5 protein-coding genes and 2 pseudogenes are annotated in these 16,419 nt (G+C 70.2%); 4 read left to right on the plus strand and 3 right to left on the minus strand.

The window, feature by feature from the left end; all coding sequences use genetic code 11:
- Window positions 1-125 (minus strand): annotated as a pseudogene (locus A8G15_RS32050) (translation initiation factor IF-3); the annotation flags it as partial.
- A gap of 351 nt (window positions 126-476) precedes the next feature.
- On the opposite strand from A8G15_RS32050, the gene A8G15_RS25770 reads away from it, so the two are divergent.
- Window positions 477-827, plus strand: a complete 351-nt coding sequence (locus A8G15_RS25770; protein ID WP_068165924.1) for a DUF1844 domain-containing protein — start codon at window positions 477-479, stop codon at window positions 825-827.
- Window positions 828-892: 65 nt separating this feature from the next.
- Here the strand turns inward: A8G15_RS25770 and uvrA are convergent, their stop codons facing one another.
- Window positions 893-3,820, minus strand: a complete 2,928-nt coding sequence (gene uvrA, locus A8G15_RS25775) for an excinuclease ABC subunit UvrA (protein WP_068165925.1) — start codon at window positions 3,818-3,820, stop codon at window positions 893-895.
- A 178-nt stretch (window positions 3,821-3,998) separates the two neighbouring features.
- Here uvrA and A8G15_RS25780 point away from each other — a divergent pair, with 178 nt between their 5' ends.
- Together A8G15_RS25780 and A8G15_RS32590 are read left to right on the plus strand one after the other, a co-directional pair.
- Window positions 3,999-4,688 (plus strand): MBL fold metallo-hydrolase, encoded by a 690-nt coding sequence (locus tag A8G15_RS25780; protein ID WP_068165926.1) that lies wholly within the window; start codon window positions 3,999-4,001, stop codon window positions 4,686-4,688.
- Window positions 4,667-4,933: pseudogene (locus A8G15_RS32590) on the plus strand (DUF7800 domain-containing protein); the annotation flags it as partial. The gene A8G15_RS25780 and the pseudogene A8G15_RS32590, both read left to right, overlap by 22 nt.
- 291 nt (window positions 4,934-5,224) lie before the next feature.
- Here the strand turns inward: A8G15_RS32590 and A8G15_RS25785 are convergent.
- The gene (locus A8G15_RS25785; protein WP_068165889.1) at window positions 5,225-5,470 is read right to left on the minus strand and encodes a hypothetical protein; all 246 of its coding nucleotides are present in this window, start codon (window positions 5,468-5,470) and stop codon (window positions 5,225-5,227) included.
- Window positions 5,471-5,878: 408 nt separating this feature from the next.
- Here A8G15_RS25785 and A8G15_RS25790 point away from each other — a divergent pair, with 408 nt between their 5' ends.
- Entirely contained in the window at window positions 5,879-16,405 is a 10,527-nt protein-coding gene (locus A8G15_RS25790; protein WP_068165890.1) for a type I polyketide synthase, read from the plus strand.
- The last annotated feature ends 14 nt before the right edge of the window (window positions 16,406-16,419 follow it).

The following is a 16,419-nucleotide window of genomic DNA, read 5'->3' on the forward strand; positions in this document are numbered from 1 at the left end:
CCGACCTGTTCACCACCCGGTCCGACGAGTCGGACCTCGGGAACTCGGATGCGTTCGTTGATGCGAGTCTCAGCGCTGATGGGGCCTCCTAGGTAGAGCGGTGCGGTCTGTTGACCGCGCCGCAGCACGCGGGGCCCGACATTCCTCGACGAAAAGACCCCGCTGCGGTGCTTCAAGCGCCACGCGGGGTCCGATTACCGACCGGCCCGAAGAACCGGCAGCCGAAGCTGCACGCTCGTCGCCCGCCATCACGGCGAGTCACCCACAGCACACGAGGCGCGGGGCGGACCGGACCACTGAGCTGCAACGATGTGCCGCCAGAGGTGGGAGTCGGACTCCACTTTGCTGCCCACGCGTGTTCCACGTGGGCGGTCGTGACATCAAGAGTAGCAAATCTGCACGTGAGGTTCGAATCGGGCAGCGCCGGGGCCGACCCGAGAACGGTCCACCGGAACCGGGGTGGGATCCTCGACGGCATGACCGACACCCCCGAGACGCCCGCCGACGACGTTCGCGACCTGGCCGAGATCCCCGCCGTCGAGGTGATCAGCCGCGCCGCGGTGATGCTGATGAGTTCCGCTGCCGAGAAGCTGGGCCTCGGCGACGAGAACCCCGACGACAGCGTCCACCTCGACCTCGACGAAGCGCGACGCGTCATCACCGCGCTGGCCGGACTGGTCACCGCGTCCGTCGAGTACCTCGGGCCGCACGCCGGACCCATCCGTGAGGGACTGCAGGCGCTGCAGAAGGCGTTCCGCGAGGCGTCGGCGCATCCCGACGAGCCCGGCAAGGGACCCGGCGAGAAGTACACCGGCCCCGTCTACTGACGAGCGAAGGGCGCCGCGGCCGGAACGTCGAGTCCCGCCGCGGCGCGCTTTCGACCCGGGAGCGCCTACCCGACCGCGGCGGCCTTCTTCGGGGCACGCTTGCGGGCAGGCTTCTTACGGACCGGCTCCGGGGCGGGCGTGACGTTGAGCGCCTCGGCGAGGAACCGGCCCGTGTAGCTGGCCTCGGTGGCCGCAATGTCCTCCGGGGTGCCCTGCGCGACGACGGTGCCACCGCCCGAGCCGCCCTCCGGGCCCATGTCGATGACCCAGTCCGCGGTCTTGATGACATCGAGGTTGTGCTCGATGACGATGACCGTGTTGCCCTTGTCGACGAGGCCGTTGATGACACCGAGAAGCTTGCGGATGTCCTCGAAGTGCAGGCCGGTGGTCGGCTCGTCGAGCACATACACGGTGCGCCCGCTCGAGCGCTTCTGCAGTTCCGCCGCGAGCTTGACGCGCTGGGCCTCACCACCGGACAGAGTCGGCGCGGGCTGCCCGAGCCGCACGTATCCGAGTCCGACGTCCACGAGGGTCTTGAGGTACCGGTGGATCGAGGTGACCGGCTGGAAGAACTCGGCGGCCTCCTCGATCGGCATGTCGAGCACCTCCGCGATGTTCTTGCCCTTGTAGTGCACCTCGAGGGTCTCGCGGTTGTAGCGGGCTCCGTGGCACACCTCGCACGGCACGTACACGTCGGGCAGGAAGTTCATCTCGATCTTGAGGGTGCCGTCGCCGGAGCACGCCTCGCAGCGTCCGCCCTTGACGTTGAACGAGAACCGCCCCTGCTGGTAGCCGCGCACCTTCGCCTCGGTGGTCTGCGAGAACAGGGTGCGGATCTTGTCGAACACGCCGGTGTAGGTCGCCGGGTTCGACCGCGGGGTGCGGCCGATCGGTGACTGGTCGACCTGCACGAGCTTGTCGAGCTGGTCGAGACCGTTGACACGGGTGTGCCGGCCCGGCACCTGGCGGGCGCCGTTGAGCTTGTTGGCCATCACCGTTGCGAGGATGTCGTTGACCAGCGTGGACTTGCCGGAACCGGATACGCCGGTGACGCTCGTGAGCACACCGAGCGGGAACGCCACGTCGATGCCGCGCAGATTGTTCTCGCGGGCGCCCACGACGGTGACCTGACGTTTCCGGTCGATCGGCCGGCGCACCGGCGGCACGTCGATGCTTCGGCGCCCGGACAGGTACGCGCCGGTCAGCGACTCGGTGTTGTCCAGCAACTGCTTGTACGTTCCGGTGTGCACGACCCGGCCGCCGTGCTCACCGGCGAACGGTCCGATGTCGACGACCCAGTCGGACGCACGGATGGTGTCCTCGTCGTGTTCGACGACAATCAGCGTGTTGCCGAGATCTCGCAGCCGCGTGAGGGTTTCGATGAGACGGCGGTTGTCGCGCTGGTGAAGTCCGATGGACGGCTCGTCGAGGACGTACAGCACACCGACGAGACCGGACCCGATCTGCGTCGCGAGCCGGATGCGCTGCGCCTCTCCTCCGGACAGGGTCGCCGCCGCGCGCGAGAGCGTGAGGTATTCGAGGCCGACGTCGAGCAGGAAGCCGAGGCGCGCCTGTACCTCCTTGAGCACCGATCCCGCGATGGCCTCCTCGCGGGAGCCGAGGGTGAGGCTGTTCAGGAAGGCCGAGCACTCGCCGATCGACAGGTCGCACACTTCTGCGATGGACTTGTGCCCGCCGTCGGCGGAGATCGTGACCGACAGGATCTCCGGCCGCAGCCGGGCACCCTCGCACGCCGGGCACGGAATGTCGCGCATGTACCCGTCGTAGCGTTCCTTCATCTGCTCGGACTCGGTCTGCTCGAGCCGGCGATGCAGGAAGGGCATGACGCCCTCGAACTCGGCATAGTACGAACGCACCCGGCCGTAGCGGTTCTTGTAGCGGACGTGCACCTGTTCGGTGCTGCCCTCGAGGATCGCCTTGCGGGCCTTGGCGGGCAGTTTGTTCCACGGGGTCGACAGGTCGAAGCCCATGATGTCGCCGAGCCCGGACAGCAGCCGGTTGAAGTACTCGGAACTCTGTCCCGACGACCACGGGGCGATCGCGCCGTCCTCGAGGCTCGCTTCGGGGTCCGGCACCACGAGTTCGGGGTCGACCTCCTTGCGGACACCGAGCCCCGTGCACTCGGGGCAGGCACCGTACGGGGAGTTGAACGAGAACGAGCGGGGCTCGAGATCGTCGATGGACAGCGGATGCGCGTTCGGGCAGGCGAGCTTCTCGGAGAAGCGGCGCTCCCGGTCCGGGGCGTTCTCGTCGCGGTCGACGAAGTCGAGCACGACGATGCCCTCGGCGAGGCGCAGCGCCGTCTCGATCGAGTCGGTGAGCCGCTGCTTGGCGGTGGCCTTGACGGCGAGGCGGTCGACGACGACCTCGATGTCGTGCTTCTCCTGCTTCTTGAGCTTCGGTGGGTCGGTCAGCGGGTACACCACGCCGTCGACGCGCACGCGGGCGAAGCCCTGGACGGTGAGCTGCTCGAACAGGTCGACGAACTCGCCCTTGCGGGTGCGCACGACCGGCGCGAGGACCTGGAACTTGAGTCCCGGCTCCATGTCGAGGACCTGGTCGACGATCTGCTGCGGCGTCTGCCGCGCGATCTGCTCGCCGCAGATCGGGCAGTGCGGCGTACCGGCGCGGGCATACAGCAGACGCAGGTAGTCGTACACCTCGGTGATGGTGCCGACGGTCGACCGCGGGTTGCGGTTGGTGGACTTCTGGTCGATGGACACCGCCGGGGACAGGCCCTCGATGAAGTCGACGTCCGGCTTGTCCATCTGACCGAGGAACTGCCGTGCGTACGCGGACAGCGATTCGACGTAACGCCGCTGGCCCTCGGCGAAGATCGTGTCGAACGCGAGGCTCGACTTGCCGGACCCGGACAGCCCGGTGAACACGATGAGGCTGTCCCGTGGGAGGTCCACGTTGATTCCGCGCAGGTTGTGCTCCCGCGCACCTCGCACGATCAGGCGATCCGCCACGCCACGTCCTTCCTTCGGACCTCGCACCTGGTGGGTGCGGACAGTCCGGTTGTGTTTCGAGGAGCCGGCGCCGAATCGCGCGACACCGGACTGTGCCATGGTAGGCGCGCCCACCGACACGTTCCTGTTCTCAACCTCCTCACCTCGGCAGATGTTCCCCGGCGGTAACGTTCACCACATGACGCAGCAGCCCGTGACCATCGACGACCACTACACCGGGGAGGTCTCCCCCGGCGGCCCCGCGCAGCGCCGTACGATCCCCGGCGCGACCATCGTCAAGCTCTCCGTCGGCCAGATGGACAACAACACCTACCTCATCACCGACACCGCGACCGGCAAGTCACTGTTCATCGACGCCGCGAACCAGCCGGACCTGCTCGTCGGCTACCTCGCAGAGAACGCACCGAAACTCGAGCTGATCGTCACCACGCACCAGCACTGGGATCACTGGCAGGGGCTCGAGCAGGTCGCCGAGGCCACCGGTGTGCCGACCGCCGCGCATCCGCTCGACGCCGAGCCGCTGCCCGTCACCCCTGCCCGGATGCTCATGGAGGGCGACACCGTCGAGATCGGTGAGCTGTCGTTCGAGGTGCTGCACCTGTCCGGGCACACCCCCGGCTCGATCGCCCTGGTCCTCGAGGAGCAGGGCACCGGCCGGCACCACGTGTTCACCGGTGACTGTCTGTTCCCCGGCGGCATCGGCAAGACCGCCGATCAGGAGAAGTTCACGTCGCTGCTCGACGACGTCGAGACGAAGCTGTTCGGCCGTTTCGGCGACGACACCGTCATCTACCCGGGGCACGGCAAGGACTCGACGCTCGGCGCCGAGCGCCCGCACCTCGGTGAGTGGCGCGAGCGCGGCTGGTAACTGCGGCCCGACATCCGTTCCGGCGCGACCCTGCAGGCGGTCCGAAATCGGCGCGGAATTCACCGGAATCGTCCTGGGGACGTTCGACGTCCGCTCCGTGTACCGTGCAGGTCCTCGGTAACTCGGAGAAGACGTGGACGGTGGCAGGCCACCACTACGTCCTCGTCTCGGTCGAGGACTTGGAACCGGGATCCACCAAGCGCTACGAGGTACGTCTGGATGGGCGCGAGGTGTGGCCGCATCCCGGCGACGACGCGTCCCTGATTCGAACGCACAGTGCCGGCGACCGGTTCGCCGGTACCGGCCACCCCATCACCTGGAACAGGGGGGCCGGTCCGACATTCGGAAACCGGGTCGCCACGCTCCGAGTCGAAGGTCGCGCTGCGCATCTGACCATCGAGCGGACAGTGACAGCCTTGTCTTCCGACGGGGTGCCCGCCGTGGAGAAACCTCCGGCGCGCACCGCCGACGGCGACGAAACCGGCGACGCGGTGGTGTGCAGCGCGGCCGGTCAGGAACACCTGACTGGCCTGGGCTTATCGATGGCCCTCCCCCGCTGTGCCGTCCTGCGACTGCCCTTCGCCCGTCGTCGACCCATCCTCCGACTCGACGAGGTCGGCAAACGCGGTACCCGAGACCATTCCGTCGGTTCCCGGCACCGTCACCGTAGGTCTGGCACCGGGCTCGTACATCTGCTGAATCTCGTGTGCCTGTTCCAGCGCATCACGTTTCGTGTCGTCGTCGAGGTCGTCGAAATCGTCGGGTTTCCGATCTTCGTCCACAGCACTCGCTCCGATCGTCACTGTTTCCCCGCGGAACAGGGCCTCCGGTCCAGAATCCTCCGTCGGCGGTACTGGGACGCCGTTTCGGCCCGACCGATCTCGGTCCTGCCGGAGGGAAAGAGGGGGCTACCCTCGCGAACACCCGGGCGGCGGGTGCGGCAGCGCTCGAGGTGGCGGTCACGTTCTCTCGGTGCGCGGTGTGCATGGCCGCGTCTCCTCGTCTCGGGCCTCCCGCCTGCACGGAAGGGAGGATCCGTCCACACGACCGCCCCATGCGGCGGACGTCATCGATCACGCGAGAGGAATCTGCACCGGCGATGCATGGAACCCTGCTTCCGGGGCAGGAGCCGCGGATAGAATCGAGGCTCTGCGACGGCACGGGGGGCGCTCGGCTAGGAGCTGACTCTGATGACCGATCAAGCAACACTCCTCGACTACCTGAAGAGGGTCACTGCCGAGCTCTACCAGGTCAAAGAGCAGCTTCGCGAGTCCGAGGCCGTGCGTCACGAACCGATCGCCGTCATCGGGACAGGCTGCAGGTTCCCCGGTGGCGTGCGGTCCGCCGAGGATCTGTGGCACGTGGTGGAATCCGGTTCGGAGACCGTCACCGGGTTTCCCGAGGACCGAGGCTGGAATTCGGCCGAACTCTACGATCCGCAAGCGGAGCAGGCCGGTAAGACCTACACGTTGCACGGCAGTTTTCTCGACGACCCGGCAGGGTTCGATCCCGCGGTCTTCGGCATCTCGCCGCGTGAGGCGCTGGCGATGGACCCGCAGCAGCGGCTCCTGCTCGAAACGAGCTGGGAGACGTTCGAACGTGCCGGCCTGGATCCGCGATCGGTGCACGGTTCACGGATCGGGGTGTTCACGGGGCTGTCCGGTATCGACTACGCGGCGCGGGCCGGGGGCCGGCCCCCCGCGGACCTCGAGGGCTACTTCATCACCGGTAACGCCATGAGCGTCGCCTCCGGCCGGGTGGCGTACAGCTTCGGCCTGTCCGGGCCGGCGATCACCGTCGACACCGCCTGCTCGTCGTCGCTCGTGTCCATCCACCTCGCCATGCAGGCGCTGCGCAGCGGTGAGTGCGAACTGGCCCTGGCGGGTGGGGCGACCGTGATGGCGACGCCGGCGGTGTTCGTCGAGTTCAGCCGCCAGCGTGGACTGGCCCGCGACGGGCGGTGCAAAGCATTCTCGGCCGCCGCCGACGGCACCGCATGGGGCGAGGGCGCGGCGATGATCGCGTTGGAACGGTTGTCCGACGCGCAGCGTCACGGCCGGCGGATCCTCGCCGTGATCCGGGGCAGCGCCGTCAACCAGGACGGCGCCAGCAACGGCCTGACCGCGCCGAACCGGCAGGCCCAGGAGCGCGTGATCCGGCAGGCGCTCGGCGATGCCCGACTCGGCCCGGCCGACGTCGACGTGGTCGAGGCGCACGGTACCGGCACCACCCTGGGCGATCCGATCGAGGCGTCCGCCCTGCTGGCGACGTACGGCCGCGATCGTCCGGCCGGCCGGCCGCTGTGGCTCGGCTCGGTGAAGTCGAATCTCGGGCACACCCAGGCTGCCGCCGGGGTCGCCGGGGTGATCAAGATGATCATGGCGATGCGGCACGGCGTCCTGCCGCAGACACTGCACATCGACCGGCCCACCCCGCACGTCGACTGGTCCGCCGGGGCCGTGTCCCTGCTGACCGAGAACCGGGAATGGCCCGAACTCGACCGACCCCGCCGGGCGGCGGTCTCCTCGTTCGGTATCAGCGGCACCAACGCTCACGTCGTGCTGGAACAGTCCCCACCGGACGAGCCGCCTCCCGACACCGGCGCCCCCGCGGACGAGGTCGTGGCCTGGTTCGTGTCGGGCCACACCGAGTCCGCGCTGCGCGCACAGGCCACGCGGTTGCGCGAGTACGTGTCCGCCCACCCCGACCTGACGCCCGCCGCGGTGGCCGGGACACTGCTGGGTTCGCGTGCCACGTTCGACCACCGCGCCGCCGTGATCGGCGCACGGTCCGAGACCCTGCTCGGCGGTCTCGACGCGCTCGGTCGCGGTGCCCCGAGCGCCGACGTCGTCACCGGCGTCGCGTCGGAGGCCGGTGACCGGCCGGTGTTCGTCTTTCCCGGCCAGGGTTCGCAGTGGGCCGGTATGGCCACGGAACTGCTGGACACGTCGCCGGTGTTCGCCGACACCGTGCGCGAATGCGCCGAGGCGCTGGCGCCGCACACGACGTTCGCGCTGCTCGAGGTACTGCGCGACCGGGATCCGGCCTCGCTGGACCGCGTCGACGTGGTGCAACCGGCGCTGTTCGCGATGATGGTCGGGCTTGCGCAGTTGTGGCGTTCTCACGGTGTCGAGCCCGCGGCGGTGGTCGGACATTCGCAGGGTGAGATCGCCGCCGCATACATCGCCGGTGCGCTGAGCCTTTCCGACGCAGCACTGGTCGTCGCGGCGCGCAGCAGGGTGATCGCAGCGTCGGCGCGGCGCGGCGGCGGGATGGCCTCGGTGGCGCTGCCCGCGGACGTGGTGCGGGACACGATCGCCGACTGGTCCGGCGCCGTCGAGGTGGCAGCGGTCAACGGGCCGTCCGCGACGGTGGTGTCCGGTCCCGGCGACGCTCTCGACGTGCTGATCGGGCAGTGGCGCGGCGACGGCGTCCAGGCCCGCCGGATCGCGGTCGAATACGCCTCGCACTGCGCGGACGTGTCGGTCCTGCGCAAACCGATCCTCGACGTGCTGGCCCCGATCCGGCCCCGCCGGTCGAGGATTCCGTTCTACTCGGCGGTGACCGGGGGCGAGCTGGACGGCGCCACGCTCGACGCCGACTACTGGTATCGGAATCTGCGCCACCCGGTCCGCTTCGAACTCGCGACGAGATCGCTTGCCGCAGAAGGATATCGATTGTTCATCGAGTCGTGCAGCCATCCCGTCCTGACCGTGCCGATGCAGGAAACCCTCGAGGCGGAGGGCGCCGCCGGACGTGTCGTCGGCACCCTCCGGCGCGACCGGGCGGACCTCCGTCAGTTCACCGCTGCCCTCGCGGACGCACACGTTCACGGGGTGCAGGTCGGGTGGGACCGGGTGCGATGGGCCCGGCGTCCCGAGCGGCAGCAGTGGGTGGACCTGCCCACGTATGCCTTTCAGCCCCACCGCTACTGGCTGGACGGCACCGCACCGGAGGGCGATGTCGCGTCGGCGGGCATCGACGCGGGCGGGCACCCGATGCTCGCCGCCTCGGTCGAACTCGGTGACGGCCGGGGCGCAGTGTTCACGAGTGTGCTGTCCCTGCACCGTCTTCCCTGGCTGCACGATCACATGGTCGGAGACACGGTCGTGCTGCCCGGAACTGCTTTCGTGGACCTCGCGCTGCACGCGGGGAACCGTGTCGCCTGCGGCCGGCTCGACGAGCTCACGCTCGAGGCACCACTGGTGATCCCAACCGACGGTGAGGTCGCGGTGCAGGTGAGCGTGCTCACCGACGCCGACACCGGACGATGCGCGGTGGTGGTGCACTCCCGGCCCACCGATGCCTCGCCGGGCGCCCCGTGGACCCGGCACGCCACCGGCACGCTCACGACGGAGTCCCTGGATGCTGCCGACTTCCCGGAACCGCAGTGGCCACCGGCCGATGCCGTACCGGTCGACGTTCGCGGTCTCTACGACCTGCTCGACGAGGCCGGCTACGGGTACGGTCCGGCCTTCCGGGGCCTGCGCGCGGCGTGGCGCCGCGGCGACGACCTCTACGGGGAGGTGCGCCTGAGCGGCGAGGACCCGGCCGCGACGGTCGCCGGGTACGGGATCCATCCGGCGGTGCTCGACGCCGCGCTGCACGTGATCGCGCTCGGAACCGCCGAGACCGGTGTCCGGTTGCCGTTCGTCTGGCGCGACGTGCAGGTGCACGCCGTGGGCGCCACCGCTCTGCGGGTGCACATCGCCACGACCGGGCCCGAGCGCTACCGGATATCGGCCTACGACGCGACGGGGCGACCGGTGGTGACCGCGGACTCGTTGACGCTGCGCCCCCTCGGCGCGGCGGGGGTGCCGGTCCCGGGAGTCAGGGCCGGCCTCTACCGCGTGGAGTGGATGCCGATCGGCTCCTCCGCCGCGGCGCCCGCGAATCCGATGCCGGCGAATCCGATGCCACTGTCTGCGGCGCTCGCCGGGGATGATCCCGCCGGCCGGGTCCTGTGGTTGGCCGCCGAACCGGGCGAAGAGCCGGATACGCCGACCCGGGCGCACGCCGCCGCCGAGACGACGCTGCGCGCGGTGCAGTCCTTGCTCCGAGACGAGCGCCTGGCCGAGACCCGCCTGCTGGTCACGACCGGGCACGCGGTCGCGGTCCGCGACGACGAGCCGGTCGACGTGGCCGCCGCACCCACCTGGGGCCTGGTCGGCGCTGTGCAGAACGAGCATCCCGATCGCATCACCCTTATGGACCTGGACGGACCGGCCGGCTCACTCCCCTCTCCTGAATTGTTGTCGACAGCATTGTCCTGCAACGAATCCCAGGTAGCCGTCCGAGACGGCGCACTGCTGACACCGATGCTCACCGGAGCGGCACCCGCCGAATCGGACCCGCCGCCGTTCGGCCCGGACAGCACCGTCCTGATCAGCGGTGGCACCGGGACCATCGGCCGGCTGATCGCCCGCCACCTCGCCACCCGGTACGGAGTGCGCAAGCTGGTGCTCACCGGCCGGCACGTGCTCGACGCCGGAAGCGCATCCGCCCTGCGCGACGAGTTCGCCGCGACAGGAACCGATGCCCGGATCGCCGCGTGCGACGTGGCCGACCGCGCGGCCGTGGCCGCTCTGCTGGACGGGATACCCGACCTCACCGGCGTGATCCACGCCGCCGGGGTCCTCGACGATGCCACCGCCGCGACCCTGAGCGCGGATCAGTTGCACGCGGTGCTGCGACCCAAACTGGACGGTTCCTGGCACCTGCACGAACTCACCCGCGACCGGGACCTGACGGCGTTCGTTCTGTTCTCCTCCGCGGCGGGTGTCCTCGGCGGCGCCGGGCAGTCGAACTATGCGGCGGCGAACGTCTTCCTCGACGCCCTGGCCCAGCACCGCCGCGTCCGTGGGCTCCCGGCGATCTCCCTGGCCTGGGGGTTGTGGGATCGCCCGAGCGGCATGACGTCCCATCTCGATGCTGCCGATCTGGACCGGTTGCAGCGCAGCGGTATCGACACCATCGACGTGGACTCGGGGCTGGCACTGTTCGATGCCGGGCTCGCCGTGAACCGTCCCCTGCTGGTGCCGTTACGGCTCTCGACGCGCGCCGCGCGAACCGAGGGAGAGTCGCTGCCGCCGATCCTGCGCCGGGTCCTCGGGACGCGGCGCCGCCGGGTCGCGGCCACCGCGTCGCCGAGCGGGCTGGCCGACGAGTTGCGCGCGCTGGAGCCGGGCGACCGGTACAGCAGGGTGCTGGACATCGTCACCACCCACGTGGCCGCGGCACTCGGCTACGACGGCGGCGACGCGATCGACCCGGACCGGGCCTTCAAGCAACTGGGCTTCGATTCGCTGACCGCGGTGGAATTGCGCAATCAGCTGGCGACCGCGACCGGGGTCAAGCTGGCGGCGACCGTGGTGTTCGACTACCCCACCGCGGACGAACTGGCCCGGGAACTGCTCACCCGTCTGCTCGGCGCCGACACCGCTCCGCAGCCGACGACCGCACCGGCCCGCACCCGCAGGGACGACGACCCGATCGCAATCGTCGGGATGGCCTGCAGATATCCGGGCGAGGTGCACTCCCCCGACGACCTGTGGCGACTCGTGCGCGACGGCCGGAGCGCCGTGGGCGCGTACCCCCACAACCGGGGCTGGAATCTCGACGAGGTCTACGACCCCGATCCGGAGCGGACCGGCACCACGTACATGAAGGAAGGTGGATTCCTCTACGACGCCGGAGAATTCGATGCCGCGTTCTTCGGCATCGGCCCCCGCGAGGCGATTGCGATGGATCCGCAGCACCGGCTGCTTCTCGAAAGTGCCTGGGAAGCGCTGGAACACGCGGGAATCCGGCCGGATGCACCCGGTCTCTCCGACACCGGCGTGTACGTCGGGCTGATGGGCGGCGACTACGGCTTCCATCTGATGACCCGGCGCGACGTCGACGCCGAGGGCTACCTGATGACCGGGACGAGCAACAGTGTGGCCTCCGGCCGGATCTCGTACCTGCTCGGTTTCACCGGTCCGGCCGTCACCGTCGACACGGCCTGCTCATCATCCCTGGTGGCCGTGCATCTGGCGGCTCGCGCGCTGCGCGACGGGGAGTGCGCGCTGGCGCTGGCCGGTGGCGCGACGGTGATGGCCACCCCCGGCGTGCTGATCGAGTTCAGCCGTCAGCGCGGGCTCGCGCCGGATGGCCGTTGCAAGCCGTTCTCGGACCGGGCGGACGGCACCGGGCTCAGCGAAGGTGCGGGAATGGTGGTGCTGGAGCGGCTCGGCGATGCCGAACGCAACGGTCACCGGGTGCTCGCCCTCATCCGCGGCTCGGCGGTCAATCAGGACGGGGCCTCCAACGGATTGACCGCCCCGAACGGGCCGTCCCAGGAACGCGTGATCCGGCAGGCACTGGGGTCCGCCGGGCTCGGCCCCGCCGACATCGACGCCGTGGAGGCGCACGGCACCGGCACGCGACTCGGGGACCCGATCGAGGCGCAGGCACTGCTCGCCGCCTACGGGCAGGGTCGGGACGGACGGCCGTTGTGGCTCGGATCGGTCAAGTCGAACATCGGCCATGCCCAGGCGGCGGCCGGGGTGGCCGGTGTGATCAAGATGGTGATGGCGATGCGGCACGGGGTGCTGCCGCCGAGCCTGCACGGCGACACACCGACCCGCCACGTCGATTGGACCGCGGGCGAGGTCTCCCTGCTCGCCGAGCCGGTGACGTGGCCGGACACCGGACGGCCCCGGCGCGCCGGGGTGTCGTCGTTCGGGATCAGTGGCACGAACGCGCACATGATCCTCGAACAGGCTTCCGACACGGCCGTGCCGGAGGTTTCACCGCCGTCGGCGGCCCCGCTGGCCTGGGTGATCTCGGGAAGGTCCGAGGATGCGCTGCGCGCGCAGGCCACGCGGCTGGTGGCATTCCTCGACCGGAGCGAGGACCTTCCGGATCCGGCCGACCTCGCGTACTCACTGGCCACCACCCGGTCCGGGTTCCCCCACCGCGCCGCGGTGATCGGAGACACGCCTGCCGAACTGCTCGATGGGCTGAACCGCCTCGCCACCGGACGGTCCGGTAGCAACGTCGTCACGGGGACGAGCAGCCGCGGCAGGACGGCGTTCATGTTCACCGGCCAGGGTGCGCAGCGGATCGGGATGGGCCGCGGCCTCTACGAGACCTATCCGGTGTTCGCCCGTGCCCTGGACGAGGTCTGTTCCGCACTCGACGAGCATGTGGAAACACCGGTGCGGCAGGTGCTCTGGGACGAGACCCGTGGCGCGAGACTCGACAGCACCGAATACACCCAGCCGGCGCTGTTCGCGCTCGAGGTCGCGCTGTACCGGCTGCTGCGGGAATGGGGCATCACTCCCGACCATCTGATCGGCCATTCGATCGGAGAGATCACCGCCGCCCACGTCGCCGGGGTGTTCGGCCTGGCCGATGCCGCCGCCCTGGTGGCTGTCCGTGGCCGGTTGATGCAGTCGACCGAACCGGGCCTGATGATCGCCGTGCGAGCCGGTGAGGAGGACATCCTGCCGCGGCTCGACGGCCGCGTCGATCTCGCCGCCGTCAACGGCGCCGACGCGGTTGTCCTCTCGGGCGGCGAACGCGACGTCCGCGCCGTCGCAGCCGAACTGTCCGCCGACGGAGTGCAGACCACCACCCTGCGGGTCGGCCGGGCCTTCCATTCGGCCCTGATGGAGCCCGTCCTCGACCGGTTCACCGAGGTGGTGTCGACACTGTCGGCACAACCGCCGGAGATTCCGGTGATCTCCAACGTCACCGGACGTGTCGCCACCGCCGAGGAACTGGGGTCACCGGGCTACTGGGCACAGCACCTCCGGCGCACCGTGCGTTTCCACGACGGGGTGCGCACACTCGACGACCTCGGCGTCACCCGTCTCGTCGAAGTCGGTCCCGGTGCGACCCTGACGGCTCTCGCCTCCGAGGTCGTCCCGACCACGATCGCCACGCTGCCCGGTCGCGGCGACGAAGCGCACGAGTTCGTCGGGGCGGTCGCCGGCGCCGTCGTGCGGGGCGCCACGATCGACTGGGATCGGATGCTGCCCGGCCGTCGCCGGGTGGAGCTGCCCACCTATGCGTTCCAGCGGCGGTCCTTCTGGCCGACGGCGCCGACGCGCACCAGCGGTGATCCGGCCGAGCTGGGGCTGGGCCGGGCAGGTCATCCGCTGCTCGGCGCGGCGGTGACGCTCGACGACGACGCGGTGATGTTCACCGGGAAGCTGTCGCTGCACCGGGATTCGTGGCTCGTGCCACCACCGACCGACGACGGTGCCGAGCCGGCGACGGACGAGGCGAGGACTGTGCTGCCTTCGGTACTGGTCGAACTCGTGCTGCACGCGGCGCACCACGTGGGACTCGGCCACGTCGCCGAACTCACCGTCCACCACCCGCTCCTTCTCGCGTCGTCGGGGCAGGCCTCGATCCGCGTGCTCGTGTCCACGCCCGGCACCGACGGTGGCCGCACCGTCACGATCTCGTCCATCCCGGACGAGACCGAAGGCTCGGACACGTGGGTGCACAACGCCTCGGCCACGATCGACGACGTCGTCGCACCCGGTGGGGCACCGTCCCGCGCCTCGGGCGATGCCGATGTCGAGGTGCACCTCGACGCGGGCTCCGATCCGGACGGGTTCGGCATCCATCCGGTGCTCCTGCAGGCGGCGCTCGAACCGGTGCTCGGATGGGACGATGCGCCGCTGGTCTGGTCGGGGATCCGGTTGCACACCGTCGGCGCGGAGGCACTGTCGGTGACGTTCGACGACCTCGGGGACGGGCGGTATCGCGTGGTCGCCGTCGACGCCGCGGGCGCGCCGGCGCTGACCGTCGACGCACTGCAGGTGGTACCGCGGGCCGGCGGCGTGGGCACGGGACGGGTGGCGACACGCCGACTGCATCGGCTGTCCTGGGTGCTGGTCGAGGTCGCCGCGGCCGCACCCGACCTCGGTCCGGTCGTCGTCCTCGGCGACGTGGGCCTCGGTCCGACCTTCCCGCACCCGTCCGGCGATCGGAGGCCGTGGACGGCGATCACCGAATGCCGCCCTGCCGGTGACTGTGGTCCCGATGCCACCCATGAGCTGTGCGCTCGGGTGCTGCATCTGCTGCAGGCGTGGCTCGACGACGACGATGCCGCGGACGGCACGCTCGTTGTCGTGACCCGCAACGCGATGGTCACCGGCGCCGAGCGGGAACGCGCCGCCGACATCGATCCGGCTGCCGCTGCGTTGTGGGGGCTCGTCGGCTCCGCGCAGAGCGAGCACCCGAACCGTTTCGTGCTGCTCGATCTCGACGACACGGCAGACATCGAGGCCGGAATCACGGCCGCACTCGCGAGCGGGGAACCGCGGTCGGCGGTGCGCGACGGTGCCGTTCTCGCGCCCCGGTTGCGGCGAATGCGCGCCGTCGGCGAGGCCGGTCCCCCGTTCGATCCCGGCGGTACCGTTCTGATCACCGGTGGCACCGGCACCCTGGGATCGCTGGTAGCGCGCCACCTGGTGACCGAGCACGGGGCACGCCATGTGCTGTTGACCAGCCGGCGTGGACCCGGCGCCGAGGACTGCGACCGGTTGCTGCGTGAGCTGAGCGACTCGGGGGCCGACGCGTGTGCGGTCGCCTGCGACACCGCCGACGAGGCGGCGGTCGCCGAGTTGCTGAGCCGGATCCCGCCGGAGCATCCGCTGACGGCGGTCGTCCACGCGGCCGGCGTGATCGACGACGCCACCCTGACATCGCTCACTCCCGAGCGCCTCGACGCGGTGTTGCGGCCGAAAGTCGACGCGGCCTGGCACCTGCATCGGCTGACCGCGACGTCCGATGTGCGGGCGTTCGTCGTGTTCTCGTCTGTCGCCGGCATTCTCGGCGCTCCCGGGCAGGCGAACTACGCCGCGGCGAACACGTTCCTCGACGCCCTCGCCCAGCACCGTCACGCCCTCGGGCTACCGGCCCTCTCGGTCGCGTGGGGCATGTGGGCGCCACCGAGCGCCATGACCGGCAAACTCGGGGCGGTCGATGCCGCTCGGTCTCGCCGCAGCGGAATGACGCCGCTGACCGCGGACGACGGTCTGGCCCTCTTCGACAGCGCGTGGGTGTCCGGGGTGCCCACCGTGGTGGCCGCCAGGTTCGACAACGCCGGCGCGGACGCGCCCAATGTGCCTGCGCCGTTGCGCGGTTTGATCCGGGAAGCCCGTCCGCGCGCCGCGCGGGCCGGATCCACGGGTGCCGGGTCGTCGAATTGGGCTCAGCGCCTTGCGGAACGGTCGGTTCCCGAGCAGCGGCATCTGATGCTCGAGCTGGTCCGGGGCGAAGCGGCCACGGTACTCGGCTACGACGCACCCGACTCGGTCGACCCGGAGCAGGCGTTCAAGGAACTCGGGTTCGACTCGCTTGCCGCCGTGGCGCTCCGCAATCAGCTCGGTGCCGCCACCGGGCTCCGGTTGCCGCCGACGATGGTGTTCGATCACCCGAATCCACGTGCGGTCGCCGAGTTCCTGCGCGCAGAACTCGTTCCGGATCCGATGTCGGTCGCCTGTGCCGACATCGACCGGCTCCGACTGGACCTCGCCGAGGTGGGCGAGGACGGGGAGACGCGGTCCGCGATCGTGGAGCGGCTGGAAACACTGCTGACCGAGATCCGCGCCACCGGCGATGCACGGACCGACCCGGTCGACAGGATTCGTGCCGCGACCGGCGAGGAAATTCTCGACATGATCGACCGTGACCTCGGACCCGATGACGGATGAATGTGACCCTGCCC

This window comes from Rhodococcus phenolicus, from assembly GCF_001646785.1.
GTDB lineage: Bacteria > Actinomycetota > Actinomycetes > Mycobacteriales > Mycobacteriaceae > Rhodococcus > Rhodococcus phenolicus.

Bases quoted from the DNA above. Each gene is read 5' to 3' on its own strand.
- A8G15_RS25770 (WP_068165924.1), top strand. From the start codon at position 477: ATGACCGACACCCCCGAGACGCCCGCCGACGACGTTCGCGACCTGGCC.
- A8G15_RS25780 (WP_068165926.1), top strand. From the start codon at position 3,999: ATGACGCAGCAGCCCGTGACCATCGACGACCACTACACCGGGGAGGTC.
- A8G15_RS25790 (WP_068165890.1), top strand. From the start codon at position 5,879: ATGACCGATCAAGCAACACTCCTCGACTACCTGAAGAGGGTCACTGCC.